The following is a 16,676-nucleotide window of genomic DNA, read 5'->3' on the forward strand; positions in this document are numbered from 1 at the left end:
AATTTAAATCACATATCTTTGGTTTTTCGCAACCATTATTCTATACTTAGAAACACGGCACGCAAAGGCGCGAAGAATAAGAAGATCATTATCTAAAAGGAAAAAATTTATTTAATCAAAACGAAAATTGAGAATATAATAAAGAAGAATCTTTTTCCCTTCGCGGCTTCGCGTGAGAAATAATTACGATTTTCACTTAAGAGGCGCGGAGACGCAGAGGTTTTGGAAGAAGTTAGTGAACCGCCAGGGATACGAAGGGCTTTAGTCCGGGCTTGCCCGGATGAGCGGAACGCGAACCCGTAGTAGCCCGGTCCGAGCAACGCGAGGAGGCGGCCAAAAATTCTTAATCGTAATTTTTACCGGTGAACTTTTTCCAGATGGAAGACAAATGTTCTCTGATCTTTCCTTCCATTCCGTTCTTGGTTGGTTTATAGAATTGAGGAGGGTTATCGGAAAGATCGTCCGGAAAATAGGAGAAAGGAACAAATCCGCCGAAATCATGAGGATATTTATATCCTTGGCTCGCTCCCTCCTTTTTATGAGTGGCAGTAGGAGCATTTCTAAGTCTATTAGGAATTTTTAAACTTGTTCCTCTTTCTTTTACAAAAGACATCGCAGCCCCGATCCCAAGATAAGACGCGTTGGATTTAGGACAGGAAGCAAGAAAGCTAGTAACTTGCCCAAGAATGATCCTACCTTCCGGCATTCCGATCGACTCCAATGCATGCAACCCCGCAACGGCCAAAGGTAGCCCATGAACGGACGCATTTCCTATATCTTCGGAAGCGAGTATGATCAGTCTTCTTGCGATAAAGATGGGATCTTCTCCTCCCTCCAACATCAAAGCCAAATAAAATAGTGCCGCGTCCGGATCACTTCCTCTGACGGATTTGATGAATGCCGAGATCACATCATAATGACTTTCCCCGCTTTGATCGTATTCGATCACCCTACTCTCTAAAAAAGTTTCCACGTCGGAAGCCTCTATAGTTGCTCCCACTTCTTTGGAGAGAACAAGACCTTCTAGATTGGAGAGTAGTTTTCGGGCATCTCCTCCTGAATATCGAATAAGAAGAGAACTTGCATCTTTTGTAATATTCGGTTTGGGATCCAAGGAATCGATCCCTCTCGAAAGTATTTCTAAAAGTTCATTCTCTCCTAAGGATTCAAGTCTTAGAACTTGGCATCTGGATAATAATGGTCTTGTGATCCTAAAGGATGGATTTTCGGTAGTAGCGCCGATCAAAACGATACTCCCTGTCTCCACACCTTTTAATAAACTATCTTGTTGGGAAGAACTGAATCTATGGATCTCGTCCAGAAATAAGAGGATACTTCCCTCTTTTTCGGATCTTTCCAATAGTTTTTTAATATCTGCAACACCGGTGGTGACTGCGTTATATTCTACAAATGGAAGTTTCCAAGTTTTTCCTAAGATACGAGCGATTGTGGACTTGCCTGTGCCTGGAGGTCCGTAAAGAAGAACACTAATCGGTTCTTTCCATTTTTGTAATTGAAGTTTTGCCTTTTCCTGCCCGATCACCTGATCGAAGGAAGAAGGTCTTATTTTATGAGGAAGGGGGGCCTTTTCAAATAGACTGCCCAAGTTCTTCTTCCAATTCTCTTTGGACTTTGCGAATGCAGGAGCGGATCGTCGAGTTGCACACGTCGCAGGCGCTATGACAACATACTAAGGATTGTTCTCTGATCTTTCCGTCCAAAACATTTTCTACGAGTTCCGAGATCCGCATAGGAAGCCCGAACCAATCCAAATTTTCTAGGATCAGTTCTTTTCTGGTTTTAGGGATCAGCCTGGGAGAATCGTCCTGCATCTTAGTTTATGTACCTATAATTTTGAAAGGAGTCAATCCGAATGTTCAGATCCCGATCCATCCACCCTTTATTAGATAGTAATAAATGATGAAGCGGGGGATCCTAAATAATGCTGCGGCAAAAAATAATCCGAATCTCATCTTCATTGCGCCTGCAGCAACCGATGTCCATGAATAAGGTAAAGGTGTAAGAGCAGCAAGCACCACCGCCCAAAAACCGAACCTTTTTACATACACTTCCAATTTTTCTTCATGATTGCGCATGAACTTAGTGAATGTATTCAGTTTTGGAAGTAGATATTTTCCTTGGGCATAAGAACAGGCTCCCGCGACTAAAGACCCAAGAGATGCAAAGAAGATTACCCAAAAATCTTCCATCTTTGCAGCAACCGCCAAGATCAAAAATGTATCAGGTGGAAAAAAAACATGAACTGAATCCGCAACGAGTATAGAGAGACCTACTCCATACACTCCTGTATAATCTAAGAAGATCCCTGCGATTTGTGTCACTCTCTCGTTGAAGAACCGAGCAAGTACGAGCACGAATATAAGTAAAAGTACGCTTGCGATCAGAGTTTGTTTGAGCAAGGAGGAGAGTAAATTCTCCGTCGAGTCTTGTAGTTTTTGGGATTCTGCCTTCAATTTTACCTGCGATGAAACATTCTTTCTAGATCTTCTCTCGTTAATTTGACGAGAGTTGGCCTTCCGTGAGGACAACGAGAAGGATTTTCACAATAACTCAGACGGTTCAACATCTCTGCGATTAGATGGTCGGACAATTGGTCCCCCTTTTTTACCGCGGATCTACAAGCAACACATTTGGCCATTAGATCGTAAAGTTCGGGCTCGGGAACCTCTTTGCCTCCGGTTCTATTCAAAAAATCTAAAACGATTTCTTTTTCATGTCCTGGGAGAAAATAACCCGGAACTTCTCTTAGGACCATTGTGTCTTCGCCCAATGATTCTAATTGTAGGCCGACTTCTTGGTATTCAGGAATACGATCCTTTATATCTTCCGCTTCTTGTTTAGAGACGGGGATACGAATAGGAGTGAGAAGTGGTTGAATGCCGTAATTTTTCTTTTTTAGTTTTCTTAGGACTTCTTCGTAACGGATCCTTTCATGAGCTGTATGCTGATCTATGATATAGAATCCGTCTTCTCCTTCTGCGAGGATGAATGTTTCGAATAATAATCCAAAATGTTTTTTCGGAATGAACTCGGAATGTTTGATCGGAATATCGGTAAGATCTTCTAACCTGGATCCTGGACCTACGGATTCTACAGGAAAGGAAGGAGAATGTTTTACTTCTTCATAAAGCGCTCCTCCCAAAAGTTGTTGTTCCGTTCCGGAAGTAGGCGCGGAAGAAAAAGAATACAGAGTCGATTCCATTCTTTTAGGTTCAGGACGAAGGAGCCTGTTTTTTAATTCCAGAAAACTGACTGGAGTGCTGGATCTGAGCTCTTTTTGGATGAGTTGCAAAAAGAATGTATTAAACCCTTCTTCATCCAAGAATCGGATCTCTTTTTTTGCAGGATGAACGTTTACATCTATAGACTCAGGATCTACTTCGAAAAACAGAAAGCAGTACGGATGCGCATTCGGAGGAATAAGTTCATCATAACATTTTTTCAATAGATGAGAAGAATATTTGATCTCTACTGGTCTTCCATTCACGAATATAAATTGCCCGGTGCGATTTGACTTATAAAAATCAGGATCACTGATATAACCTTTTGCCTTCCAACCCTTTCTTTCTAGTTGGACCTCCAACAAGTGATCCCTGAAATTTTCTCCAAATATGTCTATGATCCTTTCTCTTTTACTTTTTGGAGAAAGTCTATAGATCTCTTTATGATCTTGTACAAAACGAAAACGTATATCTTCTCTTGCGAGAGCTTGGATACTCACCTTGTCTCGGATCTTTTTGTCTTCGGATCGGACTGATTTTAGGAACTTTCTGCGTACTGGGGTATTATAAAAAAGATCTTCTACAAGTATCTTTGTGCCTTGAAAACCCGGGATCGCTTCCTTAGAAAGGATCTCTCCTTTTTCCGCTTTGATCTTCCAAGCGGTTGGCTCTCCGGTTCCTGTCTCAATCGTAAGTTTAGATACGGATGCGATGGATGCGAGCGCCTCTCCCCTAAATCCATAAGAGGATACTAACTCCAGATCCTTGAGTGTTCGGATCTTACTTGTCGCATGTCTTTTGATCGCTAGTGGGATATCTTCTTCGCTAATCCCGGATCCATTGTCCGAAAGTAAAAGAGAAGTTAAACCTCCGTCTCTGGATTCCACCTCGATGGTGTCCGCCCCAGCATCGACAGAGTTTTCCATCATTTCTTTTAAGACGGAATGTGCAGATTCGATCACTTCGCCCGCGGCGATCTGGTTGATGAGTTCCGGACTGAGTTCTTGGATCCTTCCCATAGTTCTTGGACCCAGATTGGTAGGGGGAAATCTTATGTCAAGATTGGATTTCGGGCTTGGATAGTGAGATTTCCAAGATAAACTCGGAACCTTTACCAGGTGTACTTTGGACCGAGATATCCCCGTCCATTTTCTGGGCCAATGCCTTACAAAGTGCAAGTCCAAGGCCCGCTCCTTGAAAAGGTTTGGTCACTCCCGAATCCACTTGTTGGAAAGGATTGAAGATAGAACTCAGTTTATCTTCCGGAATTCCGATACCTGAATCTTTGACCCTAAATTGAAGCCTATATTCCAGACGCGTTTCTTGGACCTTTTCGGCAGTAAGTCTCACAAATCCTCGAGCAGTGAACTTCTCCGCATTTTCCAAGAGAACAAGAAGCATTGTCTTAAATCTCTCTTCGTCCCCTTCCACTACTTCCGGAAGATTGTCGGATAAGGTTACTCCGAACTCCAGATTTTTTGCACGGATCTTATCTTCCACTCTCATTGCGGCCTCATAGATCGAAGCCTTGAGGCTGAATCGTTTATTCAAAAGAAATAATGTTCCTTTTTCTAAACTAGAGGCGTCCAGCATGGAACCTAGGATCACCATCATCGCGTCCCCACTTCTTTTGAGGAGTTCCAACATTTCCTTATGTTCCGGTTTTAGATCCGCATCCAATAACATCTGAGTAATCCCCATGATGCCGTTCATCGGAGTTCGAACTTCGTGATCCACGTTGATCAAAAATTCACTCTTTGCCTTGTTCGCGGCCTCTGCTTCATCTCTGGCAAATTCTAATTCTCTGGTCCTTTTTTTGACTAGTTCTTCCAAGTTCGTATTTAGGATCTCTTGGATTTTCTCTCTTTCCCTAAATCCACTCAACATCTTGCTAGATAAAGAAAGTGAATTTCCTAAAACGAAAACTCCTACTCCGATCCCGCTTAATTCCCAAGAATCTAAAATTTCCGCGTGGAATAATATCTCGCTACCTAAGAAGAAGAGTAAGAAAATAAACCCTGTCAGATAAATATAGGCTCCGACCATTTGGTTTTTCACAGCGCGGATCAAAACGACAAGCGAACAAGATCCATTAAAAATAAATAATAAATAGGAAGGGTTGATCAGATAAGAATATACTGCAGGTCCCGTAAATAATGTGATTAGGGTAAATACTCCCGCAAAAATATAACCTAGTTTTAAGAAAGTTTTTCCGAAATTGACCGGGAATACTGCTAAGAGAAAATGTTGGGCCAAAGGCATTCCCAAAAACCAAGTGATGAATTCGATCCTGAGATAAACTTCAGGTCCTACTAAAAAATGTTCCGGGAATAATCTCACCCCAGTGGAATATAATCTTAAACCTACTGTGATGGAGAATATCCCGAGTATAAAAGCGGAAGAATCTTTTTTATAGAATGCAGATACGAAAATATGGAATAAACCTAAGAAGAATAGGCCTCCGCATAGGATCCCTTCCAAATCCCTTCTGTCTAGATAATATCTACTTACACAATCCGCAGTTCCTAAAACTGGAGGTTTCCATAAACCTCCTTTTCTGTATTGATAATTAGAGATCTCTACGTCCAGATGAGCAAGCCCTTGCCAAGCGGGAAAAATAGAATAACTTGTTCTAAGCTCGAGCCCATCCAAAGTAGGATCTCCTACCTTTCCGACCTCGTTGATTAGTTTTCCGTTAAATAAGATCCTATAATTCGTTCCTTGATCGAACATGATCATATGTAGGCTTTCTACGGGAACATCCGAGAACAGGTCCACTCTATAGAGAGCTTTTCCGTATTTAGGATAATCTCCCTCGGAATGAAATGGCCATTCTGCAGATTTCCAACTTCCAGGTACTAAGGCTGTATTGAACTTCTCCGGCTCTTTAGGTAAACTCCTATCAGGAACTTCTCCCAACCATGCGAATTTCCAGTCCCCGGTCATCCGAAAACATTCTCCCTGGGATCTGGACTTTTCCCAATTTATAACACCATTTTCTAATGGAGCTTTATGAGGAGAAGGGGTGCAGGATGGGAAAAAAAAGATCGCGAAGATCGATACGAGTAGTACTTGTTTCGAGAAAATTCCCATGGAAGTGACTATCTTTTATCGTTTTACCGGAAAACGTCGAGGAGAAAATCCACATTCTAATGTGGGTTAGTTTAAACTGAATCCGCCTGAGAACTGATAAACGGTGCCTTAGGAGAAAGGAAATAACCGCTTAAAGAAGCAAATAAAACGGGAGTAAAATTGGAAACTCCAGTGAGCCCTGTTAATAGAATGGTAGTGCTGATCGGGGTCTTGGTTACTGAGGCATTCACCGAGGCCATTAAACATATAAGCAAAAAGGACTCGTTCTCGGAAGGAAAGAAATCCATAAAGAATCTACCTGCCACCGCCCCTACGAAAAATAAAGGTATGATAATACCTCCCCTCCAGCCGCTCGAAACAGTGATATTGATCGCGAGTATCTTCAATAAGGCTAGAGTCCCGAAGAAGATCCAATCTCCTTTTGTCACCACGATCTCATTCAATTGATCATGTCCGAAATATCTAGTTAAAGGTTCGTAATATGCGATACAACCCAGAAGGATCCCACCAAAAGTCGTTTTTACAAAAATAGGGAATTTTATTTTAGAGAAAGAAAATTTAGTTATTTTGAATATTCCATAAAAGATCCAGCCGACGGCCGCTCCCGCCATTCCGAAACCGATCGCGTATTGAAAATCCTCGATCCCTCCCGGAATATACTGAGGGAATTGCCAAGTTGGCCCGATCCCCATATCTGTCATAAAAAGGAATACGAAATATGCACTACAACTGGAAAGAAATGCAGGCAAAAGTGCCTCGTAATATTCCACCACATGTCTATGTTGTAGGATCTCCAACGCGAATAATGCCCCACCCAAAGGAGAACCGAATAAAGAAGTAAACCCTGCTGCCATCCCGGCAATGGTCATGGATCTAAGCTCTTCTCCTTCTAAACCTAATTTTTCGGCGAACCAACTTCCGAAAGAACCGGTTACTTGAACAAGAGGAGCTTCGGGGCCAGCGCTTCCTCCCGAAGAAATACTAAGTAAAGAAGAAAGCGCCATAGAAGGGTTATTTTTCGGATCTAACTTCCCTCCTCTAAAACGTATATTATCGATTACTAATGAGATTTCTCCCGGTTCTCCCAAGAAATAGATCAGTAATCCAATAAGGAGACCCGCCAAGGTCATGATCAGAATAATCGAATGTCCTTGAAACTCGGAAAGGAATTTGGTCAAAAACTCCAAAACTTTCCAGAATAATGCTGAAAATAGACCTGCAAATATTCCGAGGAGTACGTATAAGATACTCCAGCGGGAAAGCATGAATGGATTCTTTTTAGATATTATAAAAATTGGATTTTTTAAAAAGGATTGGATCCGATCCATATTTTATACCTATTCGAACGATCAGACGAAAAGAACTGCCTCTTTATTTCGAGAAGTCACCGTTCCGATCTTATGAACTAACTCTCCTTTTTCTTCCAATGCTCGGATCGCATCTTCTTCCGACTCCGGAGAAATTACGACTATGTATCCGATTCCCATATTGAAAGTGGAATACAATTCCTTTTCGCCAATGGATGGAAAATCCTTTTGGACTCTGGCAAAAAATGGATTCTCAGGAAGTTTGTCTCTTTTGATCTCTATCGCTAAGGAATCTGATAACACTCTTGGGATGTTTTCGTAGAAACCTCCTCCCGTGATATGAACCATTCCTTTTACTTCCACTTTCTTGATCAGATTTAGTATACTCTGAACATAGATACGAGTCGGACGAAAAGCGAATTCTTTCAAGAACTCGACTAACTCAGGATTTGCGGGAAGTTTTCTTCCTTCTTCCAAATATAATTTTCGGATCAAAGAAAATCCGTTACTATGAGGGCCGGAAGATTCCAAACCTAAAACGATATCCCCAGCTTTGATCTTGGATCCATCTATATGATCTTCTTTTTCTACCGCTCCGACTACGAAACCGCCTAAATCGTATTCGTCTGGATGCATTGTGCCAGGATGTTCTGCGGTTTCTCCTCCGAGTAAAGCGGCTCCGGAAAGTTTGCAACCTTTTACGATCCCTGCTACGATCCTTTCCATTCTTTCCGGGATCAATTTACCGCAGGCAATATAATCCAGGAAGAAAAGAGGCTCTCCTCCCGAGACTAAAATATCATTCACACACATCGCTACCAAATCGATCCCGATCGTATCGTGAATATTAAATAAACGTGCAAGTTCTATCTTAGTTCCGACACCATCGGTGCCGCTGAGTAAAACCGGGTTTTTGTAATTTTTAAGGAAGGAAACGTCGAAGGCACCAGAGAATCCTCCCAAGCCACCTAGAACTCTAGGGCCATGAGTGGACTCCACGTTTTGTTTGATCTTTTGAACGAATTCTTGTCCGGCTTCCGTATCGACTCCGGCGGATTTATAACTGATGTTTTCTTGCATAGGCCCGATTTAAGAACAGAATTCTCCGATCGGGTCTAATGCACAGAAAAAAAGCTATTTCATTTTATCGATTTGTTCCATTGCAGCGAGTTCTCCCTGGGCTGCAGGACGGACCTTTAAGGCCTTAATTCCAGGTCCCAGATCCACAGCTTCTCCCGCTTTAACAAGCACTCTTGCTTCATCGTCTTTTCTGGTGATCTGAACACTTCCCTCTCTTACTGCAAAGGTTCCGGTTTCATTCGCAGGATTAACCTGCCCCCAAAATTGGGTCCCACGAACTGCGGCTACTACCGTAGGAGTGTCAATGGAGATGGACTCATTCTTCTTAAGTTTGGCAACCTTAACGAGAATATTACCGGAATTGATCTTAATATAATTCTGATCCGCTCTTAATGCCGCGATAGAAGCTTCGGAACCACCCAAGAGACGAACTGTCCCTAAAGTAGTAGTTAAATCCAAGGTAGCATCTTGATCCGTTTTTACAATTTCAGATTCGATTACTCGATCATTTGCCTTTAAAACGGCCCCTGCTTTCTCTGCAGTAGCCTTACCTACGATAAACGATACGATTGCATCCGTAGTTTCTTCCTCTTTAGGTTTGCAGAAGAATAAAAGATTCGGGATTAATACAATTAGAACTAACTTTTGTAAGGATATAGAGTTCATACGGATTCATAAACGTAATCGAAAGCGTCTAGTCCGGGAACTAAAAAATAGTTTTTTGGAAAAAAATTCTTACCTATTTTAGGTAGGTTCCGCAAACCCGAAGGTAAGCAATTTATGGGCGAAGCTTGCCGTTTTTTCTCCATTTGTTTCGGATGAAAAATACAATGTATGTGTAGGATGCCCCGGCTTCTCTTCCAAATGTAAGGATCTGACTAAATGGCGGACGGTCCCCTGGTTCCCGTCGTGCAGAATGGCCTCCGGATATAGTTCCTTAATTTCGTTTTTCAAGAATACGTAATGCGTGCATCCCAAAACTAAGGCCTTAATCCCCTGTTGTTTCGGGATTTCTAATATGTTTTTCAGAAGAAGTTTTGCTTCTTGCGATTTTCCGGCATCCACAAGGCTCGCGAGTCCGTCACAATTCAGATGAACTACCCTTTCCGAGGCGTCTAATTCAGATTTTAGTTCCTGCAATTTTTCTTCTCTATGAGTAACAGAGGTTGCAAGTAACGCGATCTTTTCTCCAGGATGAGCAAGAAGTGCAGGCTTGATCGCAGGCTCCATTCCAAAGACCGGAACGGAGAGTTCTTCTCTTAATTTAGATGCAGAAGCTGAGGTTGCAGTATTACAAGCAAGAAGGATTGCATCCACTTCTTCTTTTAGAAGGAAATTACAAACATTCCGTGTGAGTTCCAACACCTCGAAGGTCTTCTTCTCTCCATAGGGAGCATGAGCAAGATCTCCGTAATATAAAAAATCTGCAGAATATGGAAGCTCCAGCAACTCTTTTAGAACGGAGAGCCCCCCCATTCCGGAATCCATTACTCCGATTTTAGGAACTCTATTCTGATTGCCATTCATATCCTAGGCGGACTTAGTATAATCTTCTATACTCTTTCTTAAAGTGTTGTAGATCCAAAGGAATTTCTCTTCGTCTTCTTCCAAAAGTGTGACCCTAAAGCCGTCCCGATCAGTACAGAAAGAAGAAAGTGGAACCACACAGATCCCTGTAGAAGCCAGAAGATAATAAACGAACCTTCTATCCGGAGCACAATTCCCGAGTAGAGGTTTAATAAATTCTTCCGCCTTGGAATTAGAGATAGGAAGAGTCATCTTATCGTTTAAAACTCCCTTATCAAAGGCTACAGTTAAATAAAATGCTCCCTTAGGTTCTACTACAGTGACTCCCTTTAGACCCTTAAAGGCTTCCGTTCCAAGTTTTGCCTTTTTCTTGAACTTCTCATTTCTTTCTTTTAAATGAGGCAAAAACTGAGGATGGGAATACACTTCAGGGATCGCCATCTGAGGAAGAGTAGTAGAACATACTTCCAACATTTTAGCGTCCAGAAGAGATTTTGCATAACGTGCAAAAACAGGATCCTTATCCTTATTGAATATCTCGAGCCAACCGCATCTTCCACCCGGCCAAGGAAATTCCTTGGAAACGGAACGAAGTGCCATTCCAGGCACCTTATTTCCGATCACTTCGGAAAGATGGATTGTACCAGTCTCTGAATAATTAACATGAGCATAGGTCTCGTCGCAGATAAGCATTACATCGTATTTCTCTGCGATCTTAACGATCTCACGCATTACATTTTTATCATATACTGCGCCAGTAGGATTGTCCGGATTGATAAGTAGAATCCCTGCGATGGAATCGTTGTATTTGACCTTATTCTCTATGTCTTCCAAATCAGGCATCCATCCCTGCTCCGGATTTAGATTATAAGTCATATGCTCATAACCAGAGTGAGCAGCTTCCGCAGAAGATAGAGTGGAATATGCAGGGCTTGGTCCTATGACCCTTGCTTCTCTTCTTAAAAATCCGAAAATTTTAGCGACAGCATCTCCGAGCCCGTTGAAAAATAAAATATCATCTGCTGTGATCTGGGCCCCGCCTCTTTCGTTCACTTTTCCTGCGAGGAAGGTCCTTGTTTTTTCGAATCCTTGAGTGGCTGTATAGGCCCAGGATTTATCTTCCAATACTAGATCGGAAACGATCTTCTTTAACCAAGGCGCGACTTTTTCGCCTTTTTGGATCGGATCTCCGATATTCTCGTACGTGATCGGAACCCCGAGTGCTTCTAATTTTTTAGCAACCCCTACGATCTGGCGGATCTCATAAATAAGAGCGTCCGCTCCGCTATGAACGATATTTCTTCTCATGCTCTAGCCTTATGCTTGCAGAAAACTATTTCTGTATCAGTCGAACGGTAAGTTCTTCCAGGTTTTTCTCTCTGTAAATTCTGAGTTTTAACCTACCGCCTAGTCCTACTATTCCGACCTGTTCCCTCAGATCATTAATATTTTTAACTTGGACCCCGTTTGCTTCCATAATGAAATCATATCGTTTCAGTCCGGAACTTTCTGCGGAAGAACCTGCATCCATATCGTAAACCAAGACTCCTTTCCAGTCTGTAGGAATTCCTAATGCTTTACGATGGTCCGGTAAAGGAACTGTTGCCATGACTCCGAGGGTGGCAGGACGGATAATTCTTCCCTTATTTTCCTCAATGAGCTGGATGATCTTTTTGGCATAATTCATGGGGATCGCAAAACCGATACCTGTGTTCCTACCTGAATCGCTTCGAATCAGACGATTGATCCCGATCACTTCTCCATAAATATTTAATAGAGGTCCGCCGCTGGAACCTGGGTTGATCATACTATCAGTCTGGATATGGGTTTGGCCAGTCTCGTCCAGATCTTCCCTATATTTTGCGGAAACCACTCCGACTGAGAAAGATCTTTCCAGACCGAAAGGAGAACCGATCGCGATCGCCCAATCTCCCACTTCTATCTTGTCAGAGTCTCCGAAAGAAACAGGTTTGAGCCCGCTCCCTTCCTTGATCTTTAAAAGTGCAATGTCCGCTCTTTCATGACTTCCTACAAATTTTGCAGGGTATACACTTCCATCGGAAGCGATCACTTCTATACTTTCTGCGTCCGAGATCACATGAAAATTTGTGACCACATAACCCTTCTCATGGATCAAAAATCCACTTCCGAAAGAGGAAAGTTTTTCGGTTCGATAATCGAAGTATTGGTACGGGCTTGTAATCGCCTCGGTTTTTTTGGTTCGAATGGAAACCACAGAATCTTTTACAGAATTATATACATTTCGAAATGCATTCTGTAATTGGATACCGGCTCTTTGATCGGAATATCCAAGAGGTTTTCCGCCCCGGAAAAAGGAGGACAAACCTCCTTCTCCAGGAAGAATTAGGACGAATAGGAATAAAACCAAAAGTCCGATATTTACCCAAACGATTTTAGGAAGACGAATTTTCATGCAACCAGACTCAACCCATTCTCCTTCGTACAGAAAGAATCGTCGACTCGGATTCTTTTCCGGGATCCCTATTTTGTTTTTTATCTTTTTTTCGGGGCAAGGTTGTATTCCTTACCTTTATCATTTGGGAAAGGAGCAGGCAAAAATCCTCCTACAAAGAAGACCGATCGGCGAAGTTCTTCAAGATCCGGAAATCTCGGAAGCTACCAAACAAAAACTGATCCAAGTGGAGAAGATCAGAGAATTCGGGGTCCAAGAACTTTCACTTTCTCCAAAAGGAGGATTTAAAAGTTTCGTTCAATTGGATCGCCCAGCAATCGGCTGGCATGTAAGCGCCTGTCATCCTCTTAAGTTCGAATCTTACACCTGGTGGTTCCCTATTGCAGGAAGAGTCCCATACAAAGGTTATTTCTCTTTAGAAAAAGCAAAAGAAGAGGAAAAAAATCTAAAGGATCAAGGTTTCGACACTAGAATACGGGTCACGGCAGGATATTCCACATTGGGTTGGTTCGAAGATCCATTATTCTCTTCTCAATTATATGAAGATCCGGGAGATCTTTCTTCCATAGTGATCCACGAAATGGCCCATGCAACAGTGTATTTTCCGGGAGATACTTTGTTTAATGAGAGTTATGCGAGCTTCGTAGAGGATGAAGGCTCGGAAGCATACTTATTAAAGATCGGTGGCCCAAAATTATTAGAAGAAAGGAAAAGATCCGATAAAGAAATTTCTGATTATAAAAATTTAATACTAAAGACAGCAAATCTTCTAAAAGCCTCTTACGAAAAAAGAGGAACAGACGAAGAGTTATTATCCAGAAAAACCGAGATCTTATCCGACTTCAAAAAGAATTTAATCGATTCCAAATGGACCAAGATCAATGGTAAAAAACTTTCGGAAAAAGATTGGAATAACGAGGATTTTATAGGAATGCTTAGATATAATTCCGGAACTACTTATTTCAAAAAGAAATTTCAAGAATCCGGCGGGAACTTTTCCAAATTCCATGAAGAGATGAAAAAACTCATCGAAAAAACTCCGGAAGAGAGGAAAGTATTATTGGATGAAAAAAATTAAGTCTCTTCTATAATACAAAACCTTAAGGGATAGATCTTTCAGATCGAAAAACGATTGTATCTGCTTTCTAAAAGTATCTCTTTTTTAAAATTGGAAAAATTCGGATCGTTTTATACTTTTCAAATCAAATACGAATAGGATACTTTCATTCGAATGTCTGGTCTAGGAAAAATCAAAAGGTATCCTTATCTTATTCTTCCTATTTTTTTATTCCAGTTCTCCTTCTCCTATTACTCCCTCCCTAGTAGTCCGGAAACCGGATATCAGATCAAACAAAGAATACATAAGACCCTACAAAAATGGACTCATAAAGCGGATATGGATGAGGAAGGAATCTACTCGAGTTGGATGTCTGATTCCTCGGAATACGATCCATCTAATGAGACTTCCGATTTTCTAATATTCAAGTTCTTTACTCAAACCTCAAAAAAGCAACTTTCCTGCGGATCTCAATTCGTTTTGTCGAATTTGCTCACAGATCTGCCTCCTCCCTTGCCGATTTAAATATTAACATTTATTAAAATATTCGGATCGGATCCTAAAATTACATAGGGAGTATTCCAGTATGTACTCATATATATTCATAAAAAAGCGCGTTCTCATTCTATTATATTTAACCGTATTCTGTCTATCTCTGGAGGCAGATCCCCCAGATCCGGAGGCTGAGACAGTGGTTCCTAACGTTAAATCCATAAGTTTAAAGGAGGCGGAGGAATTGTTCTTAAAGAATAATCTATCTCTTCTCGCCTCCAGGCTGGACGTGGAATCCAGAAAAGGGGCCGTATTACAGGCAGGGCTTTGGGACAATCCTTCTGTGTTTTTGGACCAAAACGTCTATAATCAAAATACCGGAGTTTATTTAGATACCACAAGACATGGGCAAACCGCGATCCAAGTCCAACAGTTATTCCTTCTAGCCGGCAAACGGGATAAGAGGATCCGCCTCTCTAAATGGAATCAGGAAATTGCAGAACAGTTATTTTACGACACTCTTAGGTCCTTAAGATTGGAGCTTAGATCTACCTTTTACGGATTATATTTTTCCAAGAAGGCTTTAGAATTTTACGATGAAAGTATTCCACAGGTAAGAACCACTATAGTAGGTGCAGAAAAAGTCTACAAAAGCAGAGAGTTACTTCTTTCCGAGGTTTTACGCTTAAAGGCAATCCTTTTTCGCTTAGAAACCGATCGTTCGGAATTAGTAAAGGATATCTTAGACAAAGAAGCTTCCCTTCGAGTATTACTTAACGAGCCAAGTTTCATAGATTCGGAAATCTCCCCAGCTTATATTCCAAATAGTGAATATACTCCCCTTACTCCCGGGTTGGACCAAAATGAGCTCATCAATAATGCAATGGAATGGAGACCTGACCTGAGAAGTATGGAATTTGCAGTCAAAGCAGAACAGACCAATCTTTCCTTACAAAAAGCAATGGCCATTCCGGATATCGCTCTAGGCGGAAGCTGGGATAGAGCGGGAAATTATATACAGAATTATTATGGAGTCACTGTATCCACTACCCTTCCAGTATTCGATAGGAACCAGGGGAATATAAAAACCTCGGAAATGGCCTTGGCTTCCAAAAAAGCCGCGTACGAAGAAAAACGATTGAGTGTAAAAACGGAAGTAAAAGCAGCAATAGCAAAGCTTAAGGAAAAAGAGAGAGTATTCGGTGAGTATAGGAATTATTTCACACAGGATTATAAAAATTTAGCCAATCTAATGATAGAAAATTATAGAAAAAAGTACATTACAATTTTACAATTTGCTGATTTTTATGAATCATACAGCGATAGTATAGTGAAAGCTATACGTTTAAACTCAGACCTGATGGAATCTTTAGAGATATTGAATAGTAGCATCGGAAAAACGATCTTAGGAGCGGACAAATAGATGATTTCTTCTATGTACGAACGTTACCTGAAAGGAAGACCTAAGAGATGGCTCCTTATTCTCATTTTTATAATATTCGGATTTTGGCTGAACTCATGGTATTCTTCCCATAAGCAGAAACAAGTCTGGAAGGAAGAAAAGGACAGAAGTCCCAAAGTTACCGAAAACGGGCAACATATAGAATTCCCATCTGATTCTCCTGCACTCGCAAAATTCGAAACAGTAAAAGTAGGGATCGGCAACGCTTCTTTTTCGGTTCTTGCTCCTGCAAGGGTGATCGCAAGTATCAATACTTCAGTAAACTCGGGAGAAAAGATCATTCTTTTCGATTCCGGAGAAACCACCCAAATCTATGCGGAATACAAAAGAGGGAGAGCAGTAACTTCTAAAGCATTAAAGGATCTGAGTCGAGTCAGAGATATGTATGCAAATCAAGCGGCTACAGGAAGAGAAGTCGCCGAAGCAGAATCGAATTTTGCGATCGCCAAATCGGAAAGTGCGGAAGCGGAATCAAAACTTAGGACCATCGGTTTTAATCCAAAAGAATTGGATTCTGTTACGGGTTCTTCTCTTTGGCTTATATGCGATGTGCCTGAATCACAATTAAGCGAAGTTCAAAAAGGTGAAGAAGTGCGGATCCAATTCTCCTCTTTTCCCGGAAAAATATTTTTGGGAGAGGCGGAAGCTGTGGGAGAAGTAGTGGATCCTATATTAAGAACTGTTAAAGTTCGGGTCACCATCAGAAATCCCAAAGACAAAATCCTTCCCGGAATGTATGCCAGAGTGGATTTCGGCGATCCAAGGACTTCCGTCATAGTATTACCGAATAATTCCATAGTCACTGTAGACGAAAAAAGTTACGTTTTCATCCAGGAAGAACCAGGAGTATTCAAAAGAAGGCAGGTCGTACTAGGCACTTCGGGAGAAGACAGAACGATCATTAACGGAGGTCTCCAAACAGGAGATAACGTCATCATAAACGGGGCCTTTCTTTTAAAAGGTTTAAGTTTCGGATTCTAAA

General features: G+C 41.5%; 14 protein-coding genes. 3 read left to right on the forward strand and 11 right to left on the reverse strand.

Annotation, left to right across the window (positions count from 1 at the left end):
• Positions 1-343: 343 nt before the first annotated feature.
• From EHQ64_RS01195 to EHQ64_RS01245, 11 genes are all read right to left on the reverse strand, one after another.
• Entirely contained in the window at positions 344-1,606 is a 1,263-nt protein-coding gene (locus EHQ64_RS01195) for a replication-associated recombination protein A (RefSeq protein WP_135647689.1), read from the reverse strand.
• Positions 1,590-1,832, reverse strand: a complete 243-nt coding sequence (locus EHQ64_RS01200) for a hypothetical protein (protein WP_135647690.1) — start codon at positions 1,830-1,832, stop codon at positions 1,590-1,592. Before EHQ64_RS01200 ends, EHQ64_RS01195 begins: the two co-directional genes overlap by 17 nt.
• Positions 1,833-1,877: 45 nt before the next feature.
• Positions 1,878-2,474: a YqaA family protein gene (locus EHQ64_RS01205; protein ID WP_135647691.1), complete on the reverse strand. Its 597-nt coding sequence runs from the start codon at positions 2,472-2,474 to the stop codon at positions 1,878-1,880.
• Between the two features lie 2 nt (positions 2,475-2,476).
• The gene (gene mutL, locus EHQ64_RS01210) at positions 2,477-4,261 is read right to left on the reverse strand and encodes a DNA mismatch repair endonuclease MutL (protein ID WP_135647692.1); all 1,785 of its coding nucleotides are present in this window, start codon (positions 4,259-4,261) and stop codon (positions 2,477-2,479) included.
• A gap of 37 nt (positions 4,262-4,298) precedes the next feature.
• Positions 4,299-6,335, reverse strand: a complete 2,037-nt coding sequence (locus EHQ64_RS01215; protein WP_135647693.1) for a sensor histidine kinase — start codon at positions 6,333-6,335, stop codon at positions 4,299-4,301.
• A gap of 71 nt (positions 6,336-6,406) precedes the next feature.
• Positions 6,407-7,663, reverse strand: a complete 1,257-nt coding sequence (locus EHQ64_RS01220; RefSeq protein WP_135647694.1) for a chloride channel protein — start codon at positions 7,661-7,663, stop codon at positions 6,407-6,409.
• 21 nt (positions 7,664-7,684) lie between these two features.
• Positions 7,685-8,722 (reverse strand): phosphoribosylformylglycinamidine cyclo-ligase, encoded by a 1,038-nt coding sequence (gene purM, locus EHQ64_RS01225; protein WP_135647695.1) that lies wholly within the window; start codon positions 8,720-8,722, stop codon positions 7,685-7,687.
• Positions 8,723-8,776: 54 nt separating this feature from the next.
• A complete protein-coding gene (lsa19, locus tag EHQ64_RS01230) occupies positions 8,777-9,388 on the reverse strand; it encodes an adhesin Lsa19 (RefSeq protein WP_135647696.1) in 612 nt (203 codons plus the stop codon).
• Positions 9,389-9,466: 78 nt separating this feature from the next.
• Positions 9,467-10,210 (reverse strand): glutamate racemase, encoded by a 744-nt coding sequence (gene murI / locus EHQ64_RS01235; protein WP_210410799.1) that lies wholly within the window; start codon positions 10,208-10,210, stop codon positions 9,467-9,469.
• A gap of 42 nt (positions 10,211-10,252) precedes the next feature.
• Complete coding sequence (locus EHQ64_RS01240) at positions 10,253-11,557, reverse strand: pyridoxal phosphate-dependent aminotransferase (RefSeq protein WP_135647698.1); 1,305 nt, start codon at positions 11,555-11,557, stop codon at positions 10,253-10,255.
• Between the two features lie 25 nt (positions 11,558-11,582).
• Positions 11,583-12,683, reverse strand: a complete 1,101-nt coding sequence (locus EHQ64_RS01245; RefSeq protein WP_135647699.1) for a S1C family serine protease — start codon at positions 12,681-12,683, stop codon at positions 11,583-11,585.
• Here EHQ64_RS01245 and EHQ64_RS01250 point away from each other — a divergent pair.
• The 3 genes from EHQ64_RS01250 (at position 12,682) to EHQ64_RS01265 (ending at position 16,675) form a co-directional block, all read left to right on the forward strand.
• Positions 12,682-13,761, forward strand: a complete 1,080-nt coding sequence (locus EHQ64_RS01250; RefSeq protein WP_135647700.1) for an aminopeptidase — start codon at positions 12,682-12,684, stop codon at positions 13,759-13,761. The genes EHQ64_RS01245 and EHQ64_RS01250 overlap by 2 nt on opposite strands.
• Positions 13,762-14,431: 670 nt before the next feature.
• Positions 14,432-15,655 carry a TolC family protein gene (locus EHQ64_RS01260; RefSeq protein WP_246048501.1) on the forward strand — a complete coding sequence of 408 codons (1,224 nt, stop codon included), beginning with the start codon at positions 14,432-14,434 and terminating at the stop codon, positions 15,653-15,655.
• A complete protein-coding gene (locus EHQ64_RS01265; protein ID WP_135647703.1) occupies positions 15,656-16,675 on the forward strand; it encodes an efflux RND transporter periplasmic adaptor subunit in 1,020 nt (339 codons plus the stop codon).
• The last annotated feature ends 1 nt before the right edge of the window (position 16,676 follow it).

Source organism: Leptospira sarikeiensis, assembly GCF_004769615.1.
GTDB classification, from domain to species: domain Bacteria; phylum Spirochaetota; class Leptospiria; order Leptospirales; family Leptospiraceae; genus Leptospira_B; species Leptospira_B sarikeiensis.